The sequence below is a fragment of the Microbacterium sp. M3 genome, from assembly GCF_033548675.1.
Classification (GTDB): Bacteria; Actinomycetota; Actinomycetes; order Actinomycetales; family Microbacteriaceae; genus Microbacterium; species Microbacterium arthrosphaerae.
This window is the reverse complement of record NZ_JAWTZT010000001.1, coordinates 983,599-1,001,983: the sequence shown is the minus strand read 5'-3', so window position 1 is coordinate 1,001,983 and position 18,385 is coordinate 983,599. Positions and strand designations below refer to the sequence as shown.

General features: G+C 73.6%; 14 protein-coding genes. 2 read left to right on the top strand and 12 right to left on the bottom strand.

The window, feature by feature from the left end:
• Positions 1-11: 11 nt before the first annotated feature.
• Both galE and R8Z57_RS04505 read right to left on the bottom strand, forming a co-directional pair.
• Positions 12-989 carry a UDP-glucose 4-epimerase GalE gene (gene galE, locus R8Z57_RS04510; protein ID WP_318352546.1) on the bottom strand — a complete coding sequence of 326 codons (978 nt, stop codon included), beginning with the start codon at positions 987-989 and terminating at the stop codon, positions 12-14.
• A 205-nt stretch (positions 990-1,194) separates the two neighbouring features.
• Positions 1,195-1,896 (bottom strand): ThuA domain-containing protein, encoded by a 702-nt coding sequence (locus R8Z57_RS04505; protein ID WP_318352545.1) that lies wholly within the window; start codon positions 1,894-1,896, stop codon positions 1,195-1,197.
• Between the two features lie 90 nt (positions 1,897-1,986).
• On the opposite strand from R8Z57_RS04505, the gene R8Z57_RS04500 reads away from it, so the two are divergent.
• Positions 1,987-3,114 carry a glycerate kinase gene (locus R8Z57_RS04500; protein WP_318352544.1) on the top strand — a complete coding sequence of 376 codons (1,128 nt, stop codon included), beginning with the start codon at positions 1,987-1,989 and terminating at the stop codon, positions 3,112-3,114.
• Positions 3,115-3,872: 758 nt separating this feature from the next.
• Here R8Z57_RS04500 and R8Z57_RS04495 read toward each other — a convergent pair.
• The 7 genes from R8Z57_RS04495 to R8Z57_RS04465 form a co-directional block, all read right to left on the bottom strand.
• Positions 3,873-5,333, bottom strand: coding sequence for an aldehyde dehydrogenase (NADP(+)) (locus tag R8Z57_RS04495; RefSeq protein WP_318352543.1), 1,461 nt, complete (start codon positions 5,331-5,333; stop codon positions 3,873-3,875).
• A 208-nt stretch (positions 5,334-5,541) separates the two neighbouring features.
• The gene (locus R8Z57_RS04490) at positions 5,542-6,693 is read right to left on the bottom strand and encodes a mandelate racemase/muconate lactonizing enzyme family protein (protein WP_318352542.1); all 1,152 of its coding nucleotides are present in this window, start codon (positions 6,691-6,693) and stop codon (positions 5,542-5,544) included.
• A complete protein-coding gene (locus R8Z57_RS04485; RefSeq protein ID WP_318352541.1) occupies positions 6,690-7,592 on the bottom strand; it encodes a 5-dehydro-4-deoxyglucarate dehydratase in 903 nt (300 codons plus the stop codon). The genes R8Z57_RS04490 and R8Z57_RS04485 overlap by 4 nt, the downstream gene beginning before the upstream one ends.
• Positions 7,589-8,536 carry an NAD(P)-dependent oxidoreductase gene (locus R8Z57_RS04480; protein WP_318352540.1) on the bottom strand — a complete coding sequence of 316 codons (948 nt, stop codon included), beginning with the start codon at positions 8,534-8,536 and terminating at the stop codon, positions 7,589-7,591. The genes R8Z57_RS04485 and R8Z57_RS04480 overlap by 4 nt, the downstream gene beginning before the upstream one ends.
• Positions 8,533-9,882 carry a Gfo/Idh/MocA family oxidoreductase gene (locus R8Z57_RS04475; protein ID WP_318352539.1) on the bottom strand — a complete coding sequence of 450 codons (1,350 nt, stop codon included), beginning with the start codon at positions 9,880-9,882 and terminating at the stop codon, positions 8,533-8,535. The genes R8Z57_RS04480 and R8Z57_RS04475 overlap by 4 nt, the downstream gene beginning before the upstream one ends.
• Positions 9,883-10,063: 181 nt before the next feature.
• On the bottom strand, positions 10,064-11,077 hold the full coding sequence (locus tag R8Z57_RS04470; RefSeq protein WP_318352538.1) for a LacI family DNA-binding transcriptional regulator: 1,014 nt from the start codon (positions 11,075-11,077) through the stop codon (positions 10,064-10,066).
• A gap of 78 nt (positions 11,078-11,155) precedes the next feature.
• Complete coding sequence (locus tag R8Z57_RS04465; protein ID WP_318352537.1) at positions 11,156-12,193, bottom strand: LacI family DNA-binding transcriptional regulator; 1,038 nt, start codon at positions 12,191-12,193, stop codon at positions 11,156-11,158.
• Between the two features lie 107 nt (positions 12,194-12,300).
• Between R8Z57_RS04465 and R8Z57_RS04460 the strand changes: the two genes are divergently transcribed.
• Entirely contained in the window at positions 12,301-14,667 is a 2,367-nt protein-coding gene (locus R8Z57_RS04460) for a beta-L-arabinofuranosidase domain-containing protein (RefSeq protein WP_318352536.1), read from the top strand.
• A gap of 157 nt (positions 14,668-14,824) precedes the next feature.
• On the opposite strand, the gene R8Z57_RS04455 is transcribed toward R8Z57_RS04460, so the two are convergent.
• From R8Z57_RS04455 to R8Z57_RS04445, 3 genes are all read right to left on the bottom strand, one after another.
• On the bottom strand, positions 14,825-15,706 hold the full coding sequence (locus R8Z57_RS04455) for a sugar phosphate isomerase/epimerase family protein (RefSeq protein ID WP_318352535.1): 882 nt from the start codon (positions 15,704-15,706) through the stop codon (positions 14,825-14,827).
• 127 nt (positions 15,707-15,833) lie between these two features.
• Positions 15,834-17,051, bottom strand: coding sequence for a dihydrodipicolinate synthase family protein (locus R8Z57_RS04450; protein ID WP_318352534.1), 1,218 nt, complete (start codon positions 17,049-17,051; stop codon positions 15,834-15,836).
• Between the two features lie 13 nt (positions 17,052-17,064).
• The gene (locus R8Z57_RS04445; RefSeq protein WP_318352533.1) at positions 17,065-18,267 is read right to left on the bottom strand and encodes a Gfo/Idh/MocA family oxidoreductase; all 1,203 of its coding nucleotides are present in this window, start codon (positions 18,265-18,267) and stop codon (positions 17,065-17,067) included.
• Positions 18,268-18,385: the final 118 nt, after the last annotated feature.

Genomic DNA, 18,385 nt, shown 5'->3' with positions numbered 1-18,385 from the left:
CGGCGGATGCCTCAGCCCACGGCCCGGCGGGCCTCCCAGCCGGTGCGGACCATCTCGTCGACGGTGTAGCGGTTCTTCCAGTCGAGGTCTCGCGCCGCGAGCTCTCCGGTCGCGACGATGCGGTCAGGATCGCCCGGGCGGCGCGGCGCGATCTCGGGCGTGAAGTCGATGCCCGTGACGCGCGCCATCGCGTCCATGATCTCGCGCACGCTGAGGCCGTTCTGCGAGCCGAGGTTGTACGCCGGCTCGATCGGCTCGCCGGCCAGCAGCCGCTGCGCGGCGGCGACGTGCGCGGCGGCGATGTCGGCGACGTGGACGTAGTCGCGCACGTTGGTGCCGTCGGGGGTGTCGTAGTCGTCGCCGTTGATGCGCGGGGTTTTGCCGGCGAGCAGCGCCTCGAAGACGAGGGGGAAGAGGTTGTGCGGGCTGCTGTCGTACACGGCCGGGTCGCCCGAGCCGACGACGTTGAAGTACCGCAGGGCGGTGTGGCGCAGCGGGCGATCCGACGCCGCGGTGGCGACGGCCTGATCGCGGATCAGCCACTCGCCGATGAGCTTCGACTCGCCGTACGGCGATGCCGGGCGCTTGGGCAGGTCCTCGGTCACGAGGGGGACGTCGGGGGTGCCGTAGACCGCGGCCGACGACGAGAACACGAGGTTCGCGACGTCCGCGGCCTGCATCGCCTCGAGGAGCGCGCGCGTGCCCTCGACGTTCTGCGCGTAGGTGTGCAGCGGACGCTGCACCGAGACGCCCGCGTACTTGAAGCCGGCCAGGTGGATGACGCCGACCACCGCGTGCTCGCGGAGCGTGCGCTCGACGAGGTCGCGGTCGAGGATCGAGCCCTGCACGAACGCGACGCCGTCGGGGACGAAGCCCGCGTGGCCGCTCGAGAGGTCGTCGATGACGACGGGCGTGAGGCCCGCTCCGGCGAGCGCACGAACGATGTGGGCGCCGATGTAGCCGGCGCCTCCGGTCACGAGCCAGGTCATGTCACTCCGTCGGTTCAGCGGGGTCTGGTCGCCGAGCGGCGCCGCGTCCCATTCTGCCCCGAGCCGGACGGATGCCTCGTCCCCGGCGTCTGCGCGGGGTGCACGGCGTGCGCAGAATCGCCAGGTCCGGCCCGCACGCCGGGGCGCGACATCCGCTTCACGGCGTGTCCTGCGAAAGGTCCGACTCTGCGCTTCGATGCCGGGCTCAGACGTGGGCGGCCCAGCGCGCAGCGCGCTGCAACAGGGCGACGTGCGCGGGGGAGTCGTAGGAGCGCTCGTCGTGGCCGAGAGACGAGACCACGGCGCGTGTCGGCTGCTCGCGCACCCACACCGCGGGGTGCTCCGCCCCCTCGACCTCGTGCACGGCGAGCACGCGCACCCCGGGGTCGACCACGAGGTCGCAGTAGCGCTCGTCGAAGACGTCGAGCCCCGGCATCCCGCTCGTCACGGGGTGGGTCGCGTCGACCACGCGCACCCCCGCGTCGCCGATGGGCGGGTGCCACGAGACACCCGGCGCCCACTCGCCCCCGATCGCCTCGCGCCACGCCGGATGGTCGCGCAGGGTCGAGAGGGCGGCGTGCACGGCGACGAGCCCGATGCCGCGGGCGATCGCGGCGCGCAGCCCGGCGTCGGCGTCGGGATCGGCGCGACGGTCGAGCTCGGTCGCGCCCTCGCGCCACGGGTCTCCGGCGTTGACCACGAGGAGGTCGGCGCCGTCGAGGGTTGTGAGGGCGTGGTCGACGTCGTCGTCGACGACGACCTCCCACCCGTCCGAGCGCAGCGCCGCGGCGATCCGCGCGGACGTCTCGGGATACGGATGCCACGGATCGGCGTACCGCCCCGTCCCCGTGGCGATGACGGCGCGAGGCGGTGCGGGCTCGGCTTCCGGTCGGTCCATGGTTACCATGATCTGCAGGATAACGCTTTCCCGCTCCGCCGGGGCAGCGCACGGACATCGCCGCGCAGCCGATCGCTGCGGCCCGAGGAGAATGACGCCATGGCACACATCGTCGTGATCGCCCCCGATTCCTTCAAGGGCACCATCGGTGCCGCATCGGCCGCCGACGCCCTCGCCGCAGGCTGGCGCCGCGAGCGACCCGGCGACCACGCCCGCCTGCTGCCGATGGCCGACGGCGGCGAGGGCACGGTCGACGCCTTCGCGACGGCCGTGCCGGGTGCGCGGCGCATGCCGGTCACCGTGACGGGACCCGAGGGAGCGGCGGTCGAGGCATCCTGGGTGCTCCTCCCGCCGACGGCGGACGCGCCCGAGGGCATCGGCGTCGTCGAGCTCGCCAACACGAGCGGCATCGAGCTGCTCGGCACGCCGCCGCGGCTGCGCCCCTTCGATGCGCACACCCGCGGCTTCGGCGAGGCCATCGCCGCCGCCCTCGCTCACGGCGTCTCGCGGCTCGTCCTCGGCATCGGGTCGAGCTCGTCGACGGACGGCGGCACCGGCATGCTGACCGCGCTCGGCGCGCGATTCGCCGACGCGGCGGGCGCGCCGATCGCCGACGGCGCCCGGGGGCTCCATGCCGTGGCGTCGGCCGACCTCTCCGGTCTCGCGCCGCTGCCCCCCGGCGGCGTCACCGTGCTGAGCGACGTCACCAACCCGCTGCTCGGCGCGCGCGGCGCGGCGGCCGTGTTCGGCCCGCAAAAGGGCGCCGGGCCCGACGATGTGCCGGTGCTCGACGCCGGGCTCGCTCGGCTGGCGGGTCTGATCGATGCGGATACGGATGCCGCGGGCGCGGGTGCTGCGGGAGGCACCGGCTTCGGCCTCCTGGCTTGGGGTGCGGTGCTCGTGCCCGGGTCGGCGGCGGTGGCGGAGCTGGTGGGACTGGACGCGGCGGTGACCGCGGCATCCGTCGTCGTCACCGGCGAGGGCTCGTACGACGGCCAATCGGCCGCGGGCAAGGTGCCCGCTCACGTCGGTGCGATCGCGGCGTCTGCGGGGGTGCCCGTCGCGCTCGTCGCGGGACGCATCGCGACGGATGCCGACACCTCGGGCTTCGCCGCGACCACGTCGCTGACCGAGCTCGCCGGGTCGGGCGCGGCCGCGATGGCCGACGCCGCGCGGTGGCTCGTCGAGGCCGGCGCGCAGCTGGCCCGGGAGCTCGACCGCGACTGACCCGCGCGGGTGCGGGTGTCGCCGCCCCTCCGCCGCCCTCACGCGCCCGGCCGTGAGCGGACGCCGAACCCGGGGAGTCGCGCCGAGACCGGGGGCGATGCCCGGTGTTTCGGCGGGAATCCCCGGTCTCGGCGCCGGGGTCGGGGGCGATGCCCGGTGTTTCGGCGGGAATCCCCGGTCTCGGCGACAGGGTCGGGGGCGATGCCCTGCGTTTCGGCGGGAATCCCCGGTTTCGCCGCCGCCCCGCGCGCGGCCGGGAATGGACGCCGAACCCGGGGAGTCGCGCCGAGACCGGGGGCGATGCCCGGTGTTTCGGCGGGAATCCCCGGTCTCGGCGACAGGGTCGGGGGCGATGCCCTGTGTTTCGGCGGGAATCCCCGGTTTCGCCGCCGCCCCGCGCGCGGCCGGGAATGGACGCCGAACCCGGGGAGTCGCGCCGAGACCGGGGGCGATGCCCGGTGTTTCGGCGGGAATCCCCGGTCTCGGCGCCGGGGTCGGGGGCGATGCCCGGTGTTTCGGCGGGAATCCCCGGTCTCGGCGCCGGGGTCGGGGGCGATGCCCGGTGTTTCGGCGGGAATCCCCGGTCTCGGCGCCGGGGTCGGGGGCGATGCCCGGTGTTTCGGCGGGAATCCCCGGTCTCGGCGACAGGGCCAGGGTGATGTCCTGTGTTTCGGCGAGAATCCCCGGTCTCGGCGATGGCACCGAGGTCCACGCCACGGCGGAGCCCGGGCAACGACGCGGCTCGTGCGCCGAAGGACTCAGGGGACGCGGAGCACGCCGTTGCGACGGTGCGGCAGCGACGCGAGCGCCGCGTCGCGCAGCACCTCCGGCAGGAGCTGCTCGGGGGCGTCCTGGAACACCACCGGCCGCAGGAACCGGCGGATCGCCGTCGCCCCGACCGACGTGTGCAGCGACGTCGTGGCCGGCCACGGTCCGCCGTGCTGCTGCGACCACGTGACGGCGACCCCGGTGGGCCAGCCCGCGAAGAGCACACGCCCGGCCTTGCGGGTCAGCACCTCGAGCACGTCGCCGACCTCGTCGGACGGCTCGGAGTGCAGCGTGGCCGTGAGCGACCCGGGCACCGCTTCGAGCGCGGCGTGGAGCTCCTCGTCCGACGAGTAGCGCACGAGCAGCGTCACCGGACCGAAGCACTCCTCGAGCAGCGTCTCGGGGCGCGCGGCGACGGCCGCGGCATCCGTCATCAGCACGATCGGCTGTGCCGCACCCGCCTCGGCGGGGAGGCCCTGGGCGACCACCGACACCGACGGGTCGGCCTCGAGGTGCTCGATGCCGGCCGGGAAGGCCTCGGTGATGCGGTCGGTCAGGAGCGGGCCGCCCGCGGCGCCCGCGGCGAACCCGGCGACGAGCGACTCGAAGCCGGCGTCCGCGGGCACGAACACCACACCGGGCTTCGTGCAGAACTGGCCCACGCCGAGCGTGAACGAGCCGACGAGCCCCTGTGCCAGGGCTTCGCCGCGTGCCGCGACCGCGGCCGCGGTGATCACGACGGGGTTGACCGAGCCGAGCTCGCCGTAGAACGGAATCGGGTCGGGGCGGCCCGATGCCAGGTCGAACAGCGCGCGCCCGCCGCCGAGCGATCCCGTGAAGCCGGCGGCCTGGATGAGGGGATGCTGCACCAGCGCGTTGCCGGCCTCGCGGCCCTCGACGAGTGCGAGCGAGCCCCCGGGGGCCCCGGCGGCGACGAGGGCCGCGGCGACGATCGCGGACGTGCGCTCGGACAGCCGCGGGTGGCCCGAGTGCGCCTTCACGATGACCGGGTTGCCGGCGGCCAGGGCCGACGCCGTGTCGCCGCCGGCGACCGAGAACGCGAACGGGAAGTTCGACGCCGAGAAGACCGCGACCGGGCCGACGCCGACGAGCATGCGGCGCAGCTCCGGGCGGGGCGGCGTGAGCGACGGGTCGGCATCATCGACGGTGAGCTCGAGGTACGAGCCCTCTTCCACGACGGTCGCGAACAGCCGCAGCTGTCCGGTGGTGCGGCCCACCTCGCCGCGCAGCCGCGTCTCGCCGAGGCGCGTCTCCTCATCGGCGATGGCGACGAGCTCGTCGACGTGCGCGTCGAGCGCGTCGGCAGCCGCACGCAGCCACGACGCCCGGGTCGCGGCATCCGCTGCCCGCCACACGGGGGCGGCAGCCGCGGCAGCCGCGGCGAGGGCATCGAGCTCGGCGGTCGAGGTGGTCGTGAGGGCGGTGGTCATCGAGGGTCCTTTCGTCACGGCATCCGCTCGCCTGTCGCATCGTGCCGCGCGGGGCGGCCGTTCGTGACAGGTGAGCCGGGGTCGTCTTCGTTCACCTGTCGCAAACCGCCGCAGGCGGCGGCCGATCGTGACAGGCGAGCAGTGAGGGAGTGGGGAGCAGTGAGGGAGTGGGGAGCAGTGAGGGAGTGGGGAGCAGGGAGGGAGCGGGTCATGAGAAGCGGATGCCGAGGCCGGCGTGGGCGACCTCGGTGAGGGCTCCGTCGGCGATGCGCACGGGCGACTCGTCGAGGAGTGCGCCGAGGGTGCCGAAGCCGGCATCCTCCACATCCTCGGCCATGGGCTCGGGGACGCCGGGCACCGCGCGCAGGCAGAGGGCCAGCTGGCCGGAGAGCTCGGGCAGCAGGTGCGGATGCACGGCGGCGCCGTACTCGGCGGCGATCGCGGCGATGCCGAGGAACGGGGTGATGCCGCCGACCCGCACGATGTTGGGCTGCACGATCTGCGCGGCGCCGGTGCGGAGGAAGTCGTCGAACCGGTACACGTTGTGGAGGTTCTCGCCCACGGCGATCGGGATGCCGCTGGACGCGGCCAGGCGCTTCGCCAGCTCGCCGTGCCCGAAGAGGTCGTCGGAGCGCAGGGGCTCCTCGATCCACGCCGGCGACACCTCGGCGAGCACGTCGAGCGCCCGCGTCGCCCGATCGAGCTCCCACCGCTGGTTCGCGTCGATCATGAGGGCCCGCTCGGGGCCGAGCACCTCGCGCACGGCCTTCAGGCGGTCGAGGTCCTCGGCGACGTCGGGCTTGCCGACCTTCACCTTCACGGCGTCGAAGCCGGCGTCGACCCACCGATGCACCTGGGCCACCAGCTCGTCGAGCGAGTAGTGCAGGTTGACGCCCGATCCGTACGCGCGGACGCTCTCGCGCTGCGCACCGAGGAACCCTGTCAGCGACGTGCCCGCGGCGCGCACCGCCGCGTCCCAGAGCGCCAGGTTGAGTCCCGCCATCGCGATCGTCGTCAGACCGCCGCCGCCGGCCTCGTGCAGGTGCTGCCACAGCGCGAGCGACTCCGAGCCGGGGTCGGCGGAGCGTCCGATCGCGAAGGCCGTGATGTCGTTCGCGAGGAGCGCGTGCACCGCCTCGGCGCCGATCTGCGGCGTCCAGGAGAAGCCCCATCCCTCCGTGCCGTCCGATCGCACCACGTGCGTGGCGATAACGCCGACCGAGGTCACGTCGGCCGCCCACGGCCGCGTGAGCGGCACCCGGACGAGCCGCGTATCGAACGCGGCTATCGTCGGCGCGGGGTCGAAGGCGGCCGCCGTCCCGTCGGGAAGGAGGGCAGCGGTGGGCGGGGGAACCGTCATCGCAGCAGCGCCCGTCCGGCGTCGAGGATCTCGGCGAGGCGCTTCTCCTGCGCCGGCGTCGGGTCGACCAGCGGCGCGCGCACCGAGCCGACCGCCAGCCCGCCCAGGCGCAGCCCGGTCTTGATGAGCGAGACGCCGAAGCCGGGTGTCTCGTCGCGCAGCTGCACGAGCGGCGTATAGAACCCGTCGAGCAGCTCGGCGCGGCGCGCCTCGTCACCGTCGACGTACGCGCGGTAGTACGCGTTCGCGACCTCCGGGATCATCGCGAACGCCGCCGAGGAGTACAGCGGGATGCCGATTCCGCGGTACGCGCCCTGGGTCAGCTCCGCCGTCAGCAGGCCGTTGAAGAACGCGAAGTCGTCGCGCCCCTCCGCCGCGACAGCGCGGACGATCTGCTGGGCGAGGCCCACGTCGCCGACGCCGTCCTTGAACCCGACGACCTTCGGATTGCCGGCGAGTCGTCGCACCGACTCGACCGAGTACTGGGCGTTGCCGCGGTGGTAGATCACGACGGGAAGATCGGATGCCGCGGCCACCGCCTCGACGTAGGCCACGAGTCCCGCCTGCGGACCGCCCACGAGGTACGGCGGCAGCACCAGCAGCGCGTCGGCGCCGGCGTCCGCGGCGGCCCGGGCGAGGGTCGTCGCGTGCCCCAGCGGACCCCCGGTGCCCGCGACCACGGGCACGCGGCCGGCCACGGTCTCGGTCGCGACCTGCACCACCCGGGTCGCCTCCTCGGTGGCGAGGGCATGGAACTCGCCCGTGCCGCATGCGGGGAACACCCCGCCGGGAGCATGCTCGAGCGTCGTCGCGATGTGCGTGCGCAGCAGGTGCTCGTCGACGCGGCCGTCGGCGTCGAAGGGGGTGACGGGGAAGAAGAGGATGCCGTCGAAGTTCACGCCAGCACGTCCTTTCGGGCGAGGTCGGGGGAGGGGGAAGGAGTGACGGGTTCGCCGAGCTCGCCGCGCCAGGAATGAGCCGGGCGCCAGCCGAGCACGCGGCGCGCTTTGGCATTGGAGAACGCCGGGGCGGTGCCCGTCAGCCCGGCGGCGAGGCGCTCGGAGCCGGGCACGAACTGCGGCAGCAGCTCGGCGAGCGGCCGGCGCGCGAGGGCGTCGTCGGCGGCGACGAAGAACACCTCGGCGTTCGGGATCTCGGGCAGGGCCACCAGGAGCGTGTCGACGAAGGTGGCGACGTCGCGGGCGTCGACGTAGTTGAAGAGCGCCGGCGCCGATAGCGCCGGGTCGTCGAGGCGCTCGGCCACGGTGTGTCCCTGCTGGGTCGGCGCGCCGCGCCACTCCTCGGGGGCGATGACGTAGCAGGGGCGGAAGGCGGCGAACCGCGTCGCCTCGCCGGTCTGGCGCGCGAGCATGGCGATCGTCTGCTCGGCGAGCAGCTTCGACAGGGCGTACGCGTTCCAGGGCCTCGGCGCGGTGTCCTCGTCGAGCGGGAAGCGGTCGGGCAGCCAGCCGGTGGGGGCCCCGTAGCCGAGGACCGTGGGGCTCGACGCCGTCACGATCTTGGGGATGCCGGCGGCCACCCCGGCCGACAGCACGCCGAGCGCCATCGAGGCGTTGGTGCGCAGGATGACGTCCTCGGGGGCGCTGAACGGCACGGCGATCGCGGCCAGGTGGATGAGCGCATCGGCTCGGGCGGCGGCGATGGCGCGGGCTGCGGCATCCGTGTCGGTGAGATCCACCGCGATCTGCTCGACATCGGCGAGCTCGGGGGCATCGGACACGGCGCGGTCGAGCGACACCAGTTCGTGCCCCGCGCCGGCGAGGCCCGCGACGAGGCTGCGCCCGAGGCGCCCGGCGCCGCCGGTGACGACGATGCGGCTCATGCGCGGAGGGCGGCGGCGCCGTCTGCGGCGAGGAAGCGGATGCCGAGCTCGGCCACCTGCACGGGCAGGCCGGTCTCGAGGGAGCGGTTGCCGGCGATGCCGACGGCGATCGAGCGAACGCCGTCGCGCCAGTCGGCGGGGCGCGCGAGCGGGTCGTCGCCGGGGCCCTCGAAGACGTCGGCGAGCAGCAGCTCGTCGCCGCCGCCGTGGCCGCCGTCGCCGTTGACGATCGGCACCTCGTACGCGGCCTCCCAGTGCTTCTGCACGATGAGTCGCTCGCCCTCGGGCCGGAGCGACCCCGACGAGCCGGCATCGACCGCGGAGGGATCGAGCACCGGGTGCAGGCCCTCGTCGGACAGCACGGCTCCGCGCTCGACGACCTCGAGCTCGGCCCGGCCGAGCGTGCCGTTGACGGCCACGCGGTAGCCCTCCCACGGGGAGTGCGCGTTGAGCGAGTAGCTGAGCGTCGCGCCGGAGAGGTAGTCGACGACCAGCGCGAGGTTGTCCTCGATGGTGATGCCCTCGCCGAACACGTCGCGGTCGCGGACATAGCCGTCGTGCTGCTCGGCGTCGAGGTAGAGGGCCTTCAGCCGCTCGTCGGTGCGCAGGTCGAGCTCGAACGGGTCACCACCGTCGTGCGTGCCGCGGGCGGGGCGCTCGCCGAGGCCGCGGGCGGCGGCGTTGTCGGCGCCGTAGAACCGCAGCGCGCCCGAGGCGTACACGCGGCGCGGGGCCGAACGGATCCACCAGTTGACCAGGTCGAAGTGGTGGCTGGCCTTGTGCACCAGCAGGCCACCCGAGTGCTCCTTCTCGCGGTGCCAGCGACGGAAGTAGTCTGCGCCGTGCTTGGTGTCGAGGACCCATGAGAAGTCCACCGAGGTGACCTCGCCGATGGTGCCGTCCTGGATCACCTGGCGCAGCGCCGAGTTGCGCGGCGAGTAGCGGTAGTTGAACGTGATGACGACCTCGCGGCCGGTGCGGTCGATGGCATCCTCGATCGCCGCCGCGCTCGGACCGTCGATGGTCAGCGGCTTCTCGACGACGACGTCGGCGCCGGCATCCAGCGAGCGCACGATCAGCGGGGCGTGGAGGTCGTCGCGCGCGCAGATCACGACGCGGTCGACGCTCTGGTCGCGGACCATCGCCTCGAGGTCGTCCGGCGCGTAGACGGCGGGCGCGGGGAACCCGGCCGCGACGACGCGGTCGACGTAGTACTGCGCGCGGACGGGGTTCGGCTCGCAGATCGCGACGAGCACCGCGTCATCGGAGTAGCGCCCGATGATCGCGTCGACGTACATCTGGGCGCGGTGTCCCGCTCCGACGAGGGCGTACCGGCGGTGGCTCATCTCACTCCTTCAGGAAACGTTTTCTCAGGATAGCACGCGGCCGAAGGAAGCGGTTCCCGGGGTTCCCGGCGGTTCCCGGGACCGCGAGACCGGGGAAATCGGCCGAACCACTGGCCGACGCCCTGTGGCTCGACGCGGATCCCCTGTCTCACGCTCCGCGGCGGGACGCAGGCGGTTGAGGTCAGGCCCCGGCGGGACCCGTCGAGCCGCGCACGGTGAGCTCGGGGAGGAGGGTGAGCGGATGCCCCGGCTCGGCGCCCTCCAGCAGCTCGCGCATGCGCGACCAGGCCTGGGCGCCGAGATCGGCCGCCGGCACCGCGGCGGTGGTGAGCGGCGGAGTGGTGTACTGCGCGAACGGGATGTCGTCGAAGCCGACGATCGACAGATCGCCGGGGACGCGGCATCCGCTCGCCTGCACGGCGCTCAGAAGCCCCATCGCGACGAGGTCGTTGAACGCGACCGCCGCGGTCGCTCCGGAGCCGAGCACCGCGGAGCCGGCGGCGGCGCCCGATTCGAAGTCGACGCCGCAGGGGATCTCGGTCACCTCCGTGTCGGGGTGGTCGGCCACGAACGACGCGATGGCGTCGAGGCGTGCCGCGTTGGCGACGCTTCCCGGCGCGCCGGCGAGGAAGACGATGCGCCGGTGACCCAGGTCGTGGAGGTGGGCGAGCTCGGTCGCCAGCGCGCTGCGGTAGTCGGCGCGCACCGACGGCACGTCGCCCGAGGCGCGGTTGATCAGCACCACGGGGCGCAGGCCCCCCACCAGCCGGTCGAGCTCGTCCTGCGGCAGGCGCGGCGAGCACAGGATGATGCCGTCGGTGCGGCGCCGCGTCGCGCCGGCGAGCACGCGCTCCTCCTCGACCGACTCGGCCGAGTCCGCCACGAGGACGTGGTAGTCGTCCGCGGCGGCCGCGCGGCTGAGCCCGCGCAGGATCGCCTGGAACGTGGGGTTGCCGAGGTCGGGCACGATCACCGCGACCGTCTGCGTGCGGCCCAGCACCAGGCTGCGTGCCACGGGACTGGCGGTGTAGTCCAGGGCGGCGGCGGCATCCTTCACCCGCTCGGCGAGGGTGGGATCCACCGTGGGATTGCCGTTCAGGGCGCGCGAGACGGTCGAGAGCGACACTCCCGCGCGCGCGGCGACGTCCGCGATCGTGACGCGCGCCGGTCCGTCGGTGCGGGCAGGTCGAGGCATCCGTACTCCTTCGCTCGGCGCGCTCAGCCTACCCGGAAGCGTTTCCCGAGCTTCGGCCGGTGGGCGCCGGCCGTGCGGTCAGGAGCGGGGCGGGGTGCTGCCGCGGACCACGACCTCGAGCGCGAGGGGCGCCTCGGCGGCATCCCACTCGGGCTCGGTCGCGGCGTGCAGCGCGCGGTAGCCGAGGTCTTCCAGCGGCACGCGCACGGTCGTCAGGCCGGGGCGGATATCGCGGCCCGTGGCGATGTCGTCGAATCCGGCGACCGCGATGTCGCCGCCGACCTGCCGCCCGGCGTCGCGCACTGCCGACATGATGCCGATGGCCACGACGTCGCTGATGCCGAAGATGAGGGTGCCCGGCGCGATGCCGCCGTCGGCCAGCAGCTCGGTGGCGGCGGCATAGCCGGCGTCGCGGGTGAAGCCCGTGCGCCGCACCTCGCGCACCGAGCCGCCGGCGGCTCCGAAGCCCTCGGTGAAGCCCGCGACGCGGTCGTCGGACGTGCGGATGCCCTCGGATGCCGCGACCACAATCGCGTCGCGATACCCGAGGCCGGCGAGCTCGGTGCCGAGTGCGGCCGCGCCGCCGCGGTTGTCGACGGCGACCGAGCGCTCGGTGCCACCGCCCGGGCCGACCACCACGACGCGGCCGCCCATGCCGGCGAACGCGTCGAGCTCGCCCTGGAGCCCGGCGGCGTCCGGTCCCTCCACGCGGGAGGCCGCGAGGATCAAGCCGCGCGGGCGCTGGCCGCGCAGCGCTCGGACCAGCCGCACCTCGCGCTGCGGATCGCGCTCGGTGATCGCGATGGTGACGACGAGGCCGGCCTCGTCGGCCCCTCGGGCGACGCCCGCGGCGAGCTGACCGAAGTACGGGTCTGCGATGTCGGCGACGAGCAGCGCCACGATCGCCGAGGTGCCCCGGGCAGTCGCCTGGGCCGACAGGTTGGCGGTGTAGCCGAGCTTCTCCGCGGCGGCTTCGACGCGCTCGCGATAGCTCTCGGCCACTTTGCGGGTCGAGCCGTTGAGCACTCGCGAGGCGGTGGCGAGCGAGACACCGGCCTCGCGCGCGACATCATGAAGGGTGGCGGCGCCTCGGGTCGGCGCGATCATGTCGCTCACAGGGCAGAGTCTAGGCCCCCATGTCCGGTTCCGGCGATAGGGTGGGAAACGGTTTCCGTCGTGTCTTTCCGTGGGGAGACCGGCCCCCGCCCCCGCGAAGGAGCACCATGCGCCGACCCGTCGACTCCCCGTCGCCCCCGCGCCCCGCGCGGTTCGCCCCGGCGGCTGCCGTGCGCCTCGCGCCGGGCGCCGAACTCGACGCGCAGCAGACCGTCAGCGCGACCCTCCTGCGGCTCGACGCCGACCGGCTGCTCGCGCCGTTCCGCCGCGAGGCCGGCATCTGCCAGGCGGTCGCGTCGTACGGCGGCTGGGAGGCCGACGGGCTCGACGGTCACACGGCCGGGCATGTGCTGTCGGCCGCGAGCACCCTGGCCGCGGGAGGGGACGCGGCGGCCGCCGCGCTGGCGCAGGCGCTGGTCCGCGGCATCCGGGAATGTCAGCTCGCGAGGGGCACCGGCTACGTCGGCGGCGTGCCCGACGGCGAGGCGCTCTGGGACGAGCTGCGCGCCGGCCGCATCGACGCCGGGGCGTTCCATCTCAACGGGCGCTGGGTGCCGCTGTACAACCTGCACAAGATCCTCGCCGGCCTGATCGACGCGGTGGAGCTGACCGGCGACCCGGTCGCCCGCGAGGCGCTCGCGGCCCTGGGCGCGTGGTGGCTGCGGGTGGCGTCCGGCCTCGACGACGACGCCTTCGCGGAGATCCTGGAGTGCGAGTTCGGCGGAATGACCGAGGCGTTCGCCCGCCTCGCGCTGCTGCGGCACGACGGCGAGGTGCCGGGTGACGCCGCCGACGCGGTGGCGTACCTGCGTCTCGCCCGGCGGTTCGCGCGGCGCGGACTGGTGGAGCCGCTCGCCGAGGGACGCGACGAGCTCGACGGACTCCACGCCAACACGCAGATCCCGGTCGCGGTGGGATTCGCCACGACCGAGCGCGCCGCACGGGTGGTGGCACCCGAGCTGCTGCCCGATGTCGAGACGCGCGAAGGCGCGGCGGCGCGGGTGTTCTTCGACCGCGTCGCGCGGCACCGCAGCGCGGCGATCGGCGGCGACAGCGTGCGCGAGCACTTCCCGCAGGGGTTCGCGAGCATGTTCATCGCGCGCGAGGGCCCCGAGACCTGCAACACGCACAACATGGTCAAGCTCGCGGCCGAGCTGCACGCGCTCACCGACGACGACGCCTACCTGCTGTGGGCCGAGCGGGCGCGCGCGAACCACCTGCGCTCGGCGCAGCATCCCGTGCACGGCGGCCTCGTGTACTTCACCCCGCAGCGCCCCGCGCACTACCGCGTGTACTCGCCCGAGGCCGAGGGCTTCTGGTGCTGCATGGGCTCGGGGTTCGAGGCGCAGTCCCGCCACGGCGCGCTGGTGTTCGCGATCGGCGCCGACGGCGACGAGCTGCGGGTGAACGCCCTGGTCGCCTCACGGGCCGAACTCGACGGGGTCGAGGTGGTCGTGGAGGTCGACGAGCAGGCGGATCCGTCGGTCGTCGGCGCGACGATCGCCGTGCGGGCGGTGCGCCCGACGCGGCTGGCGGTGCTGATCCCCGACTGGGTCGACGGCGATGCCGGCGTCGAGGTGCTCGCCGACGGCGGGACGGATGCCGCGCCCCGGCGCGCGGCGCCGGGCACCCGGCTGCGGCTGCCCGTGCCGGATGGGGCGTCGGTCGTGCGGCTCCGCCTTCCGCGCCGGCTGCGGTTCGAACGGCCCGCCGACGGCTCCGACTGGGCGTGGATCGTCGACGGACCCGATGTGCTCGCCCAGCGCCTGCCCGACTCCGATCCCGCCTACCGCGGCAGTGGCGCCCGCATGGGACACATCGCGGTCGGTGCGCTGCGGCCGCTCGCCGACACACCGGTGCTCGCGCCCGACGCGCTGGATCGGGCGCGACGGCTCGGGCCCGGTCGCGTGCTCGTGCCGACGGCCGACGGCGGCTCGGTCGAGCTCGAGCCGTTCGCTCGCATCCACGACGCGCGGTACACGGTCGCGTGGCCGCTGGCAGCGGCGACGGATGCCGCCTCCGCCGTGGCACGTCGCTCCGAGCTCGAGCGCCTCGACGCCGCGTCGCTCGGGCTCGAGGCCCGCACGCGTGACGTCGTCGGGTTCGGCGAGCAGCAGCCGGAGTCGGATCACGGGCTCGAGGCATCCGATGAGGAGATCGGCGTGCGGGGCGACGCGCGCTGGCGGCGCACCCGAGGCTCGATCACGGTGACGCTCCGGGACTGGAGCGGGACGGCCGATGCGCTGCGGATCTCGTGGTTCGCGGGCGACGACGCCGAGCATCTGCGCGTGGTCGTCGCCGGCGAGGTCGTGCTCGACGAGGCGGTGCCGCCGGGCTCGGGCGAGGCGACCCGCGAGGTACCGGTGCACGTCGCGCCCGGCACGGTGGAGTTCCCCGTGCGCCTCGAGGCCGGGGACATCCCCACACCCCGCCTGCGCGAGCTGCGACTGCTGGCCGCGGCATCCGACCGCTGAGCCCCTCGGGGCTGCGGCTCCGCCGTCGGCTTCGGCGGGCGTTGGAGCCGTTGCCCGCGAAAGGTGACTGCGGAGCACCGCGCCCTGCGGCTGCGCACAACGACGGAGCGTCCGCGGGGGCGAAGACCCCGCGGACGCTCCGAGTCTCTGAGCCGGCTCAGCCCGCGACCGGTGCGCGCAGGTGAGGGGAGACGGATGCCGCGAACCCGGCAGCCGTGCGCTGCACGGCGACGAGCGGGTCGGTGGCCCAGATCTCCTCGTTGAAGATCTCGACCTCGATGTCGCGGTCGTAGCCGGTGGCCTCGACGGCGCGCGTCAGCGTCTCGAAGTCGATGACGCCGTCGCCGGGGTAGTGGCGGCTGAGGAGCACGTCCGCGGGGAGCGGCGTCTTCCAGTCGCACACCTGGTACGTCGCGATGCGGCCCTCGCGGCCGGCGCGCTCGATCGACGACAGAACGTCGGGATCCCACCAGATGTGGAAGGTGTCGACGGTCGTGCCGACGACGGCCGGATCGAAGTCCGCGGCGATGTCGAGCGCCTGGCCGAGCGTCGAGACGACGCAGCGGTCGGACGCGTACATCGGGTGCAGCGGCTCGATGGCGAGCGTCACGCCGGCGGCTGCGGCATCCGGAACCAGCTCGCCGATCGCATCGCGCACGCGCTCGCGCGCACCGATCAGGTCGCGCGAGCCCTCGGGCAGGCCGCCCGCGACGAGCACGAGGATCGCGGTCGACCCCTCAGCGCCGGCGGCGGCCAAGGTGGCGGCTTCTTCGATCGCGACGCGGTTGTCGTCGATCGAGGCGCGACGAGCGGGGCCCTCGGGCATCGTGAAGAAGCCCGAGCGGCAGTGCGTCGTGAAGCGCAGGCCCGAGTCGGCGAGCATCGCGGCGGCGGTCGCGAGACCGACCTCCTGCACCGGCTCGCGCCACAGGCCGATCGCCTGCACGCCCGCCTCGGCGGTCACCCGCAGCGCGGTCGCGAGGTCGGCGTGCTTGATGGTCGCCTGGTTGATCGACAGGCGTGGGTCAGCGGCGGTCATCGGGTGGCCTTCCCGGAGCATGTCCCCATTTCGTCCATACCGCGGTCGCTGATCGAGCGAATCCGGGACACGGGGGCGAGAAAGTGGGACATGGATGCCTCGAACACGGATGCCTCGAACTCGGCGGTCATGCGATCACCCCGGGGACGTCGACGCCGTTGTGGCGCAGCATCCCGTGCCAGCGGATCATCGCGAGCTCGGGCTTCTCGAGCGCGAGCGAGGAGTTCGCGAGCTCGACGATGCGCGACAGGTGGGGGAGGCTGCGCGCGGAGTGCAGACCGCCGACCATCTGGAACGCCGGCTGGTGGCCGTTCAGCCACGACAGGAAGGCGACGCCCGTCTTGTAGTAGAAGGTCGGCGCGGCGAACACCTGGCGGCTGAGCTCTTCGGTCGGGCCCAGGATCTCGAGGTACCGGGCCGGATCGCCCGCGTCGAGCGCCTGGATGGCGGCCGAGGCGACCGGCGTGATCGCGGCGAACGCCCCGAGCAGCGCATCGGAGTGCTGTCGAGCGGATGCCGCATCCCGCTCGGGCTGGGTCGCCTCGGGCACGTCCTGACCGCCGATGAGGCCGACGTAGTTGAAGTCGTCGCCGGTGAACATGCGCACGCCTTCGGGGAGGCGCTCGCGCACCGACACCTCGGATGCGGCATCCAGCAGGCTCATCTTGACGCCCGCGACCTTGTCGGTGTTCTCGCCGATGATCTCGAGCAGCACCGACGACGCCTCGCGCCAGTCGGGCGAGCCGAAGTAGCCCTCGAGCACCGGATCGAACGCGGTGCCGAGCCAGTGCAGCACGACCGGACCCGACGCGGCACCCAGCACCTCGCGGTACACGCGGCGGTAGTCGTCGGCCGACTCGGCGGCGCGCGCCAGGTGGCGCGACGCCATGAGCACGGGGCCGGCGCCCTGCTCCTCGGTGAAGTGTAGCTGCTCCTTGTAGGCGTCGATCACCTGGTCGATCGAGATGCGCTCGTCGTCGACGTGGTCGGTGTTGACCCCCACGACGACCGAGCCGCCCTCTTCACGGGCGACCTGCGCCGAGCGCGCGATGAGGTCGCGCGTGGCCGCGGCGTCGAGACCCATGTTCCGCTGCGCGGTGTCCATGGCGTCGGCGACGCCGAGGCCCCAGGAGTACACCGCGCGACGGAAGTCGAGCGTCGCGTCCCAGTCGACCTCCGCGGGCTGACCCGGGGTGTTGTCGGCCCAGGTCTGGGGCACGACGTGCGCGGCGGCGTACGCGACGCGGCTGCGGAGAGGGCCCTCGGGCTTGGTGTACCCGGGCGCCTCGTTCAGGTCGGCGGCGGAGAGACCGCCGTCGCCTGCGAGAAGTGTGAGCTTCGGCATCCGTGCTCTCCGGTCAGTCCAGCGACAGCGTCGGCAGCTCGACCTTGCGGCCCTCGCGGCTCGACTGCAGGCCGGCCTCGGCCAGCAGCACGCCGCGCGCGCCCGACAGCAGGTCGAACTCGTAGGCGGTGCCCTCGACGTACGACACGAGGAACTCCTCCCACTGCTGGCGGAAGCCGTTCTGGAACACGTCGTTGGTCGGGACCTCGGCCCAGTCGGCGTCGTAGTCGTGGTCGTCGGCGAGATCGGGGTTCCACACCGGCTTCGGCGTGGCGTTGCGGTGCTGGATCTTCGCCCCGAAGAGGCCCACGACGGCCGAGCCGTGCGTGCCGTCGACGTGGAACTCGACCAGCTCGTCGCGGTTGACGCGCACGGTCCACGACGAGTTGATCTGCGCGACGATGTCGCCGTCGAGCTCGAAGATGCCGTAGGCGGCGTCCTCGGCGGTGGCGGTGTAGTGCTCGCCCTTCTCGTCCCAGCGGTCGGCGATGTGCACGGCCGCCTGCGCGTAGACCGATTTGACCTCGCCGAACAGGTTCTCGAGCACGTAGTTCCAGTGCGGGAACATGTCGACGATGATGCCGCCGCCGTCCTCGGCGCGGTAGTTCCACGAGGGGCGCTGCGCGGGCTGCCAGTCGCCCTCGAACACCCAGTAGCCGAACTCGCCGCGCACCGAGAGGATGCGGCCGAAGAAGCCCGAGTCGATGAGGCGCTTGAGCTTCTGCAGGCCCGGGAGATACAGCTTGTCGTGCACGACGCCGGTCTTGACACCGGCCTCCTGCGCGAGCTTGGCGAGCTCGAGAGCCTCGTCGACCGTCTCGGCCGTGGGCTTCTCGGTGTAGATGGTCTTGCCGGCGGCGATCGCCTTGCGGAGGGCCGACGCGCGCGCCTTGGTCACGAGGAAGTCGGCGTAGATCTCCCAGCGCGGGTCGGCGAGGGCAGCGTCGAGGTCGGTCGTGTAGTCCTCGATGCCGTGCTTGGCCGCGAGGTCGGCGAGCTTGGCCTCGCTGCGGCCGACGAGCAGCGGCTTGACGGTGACCTTGGTGCCGTCGGGCAGCTCGATGCCGCCCTGGTCGCGGATCGCGAGGATCGAGCGCACCAGGTGCTGGCGGTATCCCATGCGGCCCGAGACGCCGTTCATGATGATGCCGATCTCACGCACGGCGGGGCGGACGGATGCCTCGGCCGAAGCCGGAGCGAGTGTCGTGTCAGTCATGGGTCCTGCTTTCTTCTCTGAAGGCTGTGGGTCTCCTGCGGCGGTTCGGATCCGTCGCGGGTAAACGCTTTCCAATAGTGTGCCACGGGTCCGGACGGCGCGCAAGCGTTTTCCCGGG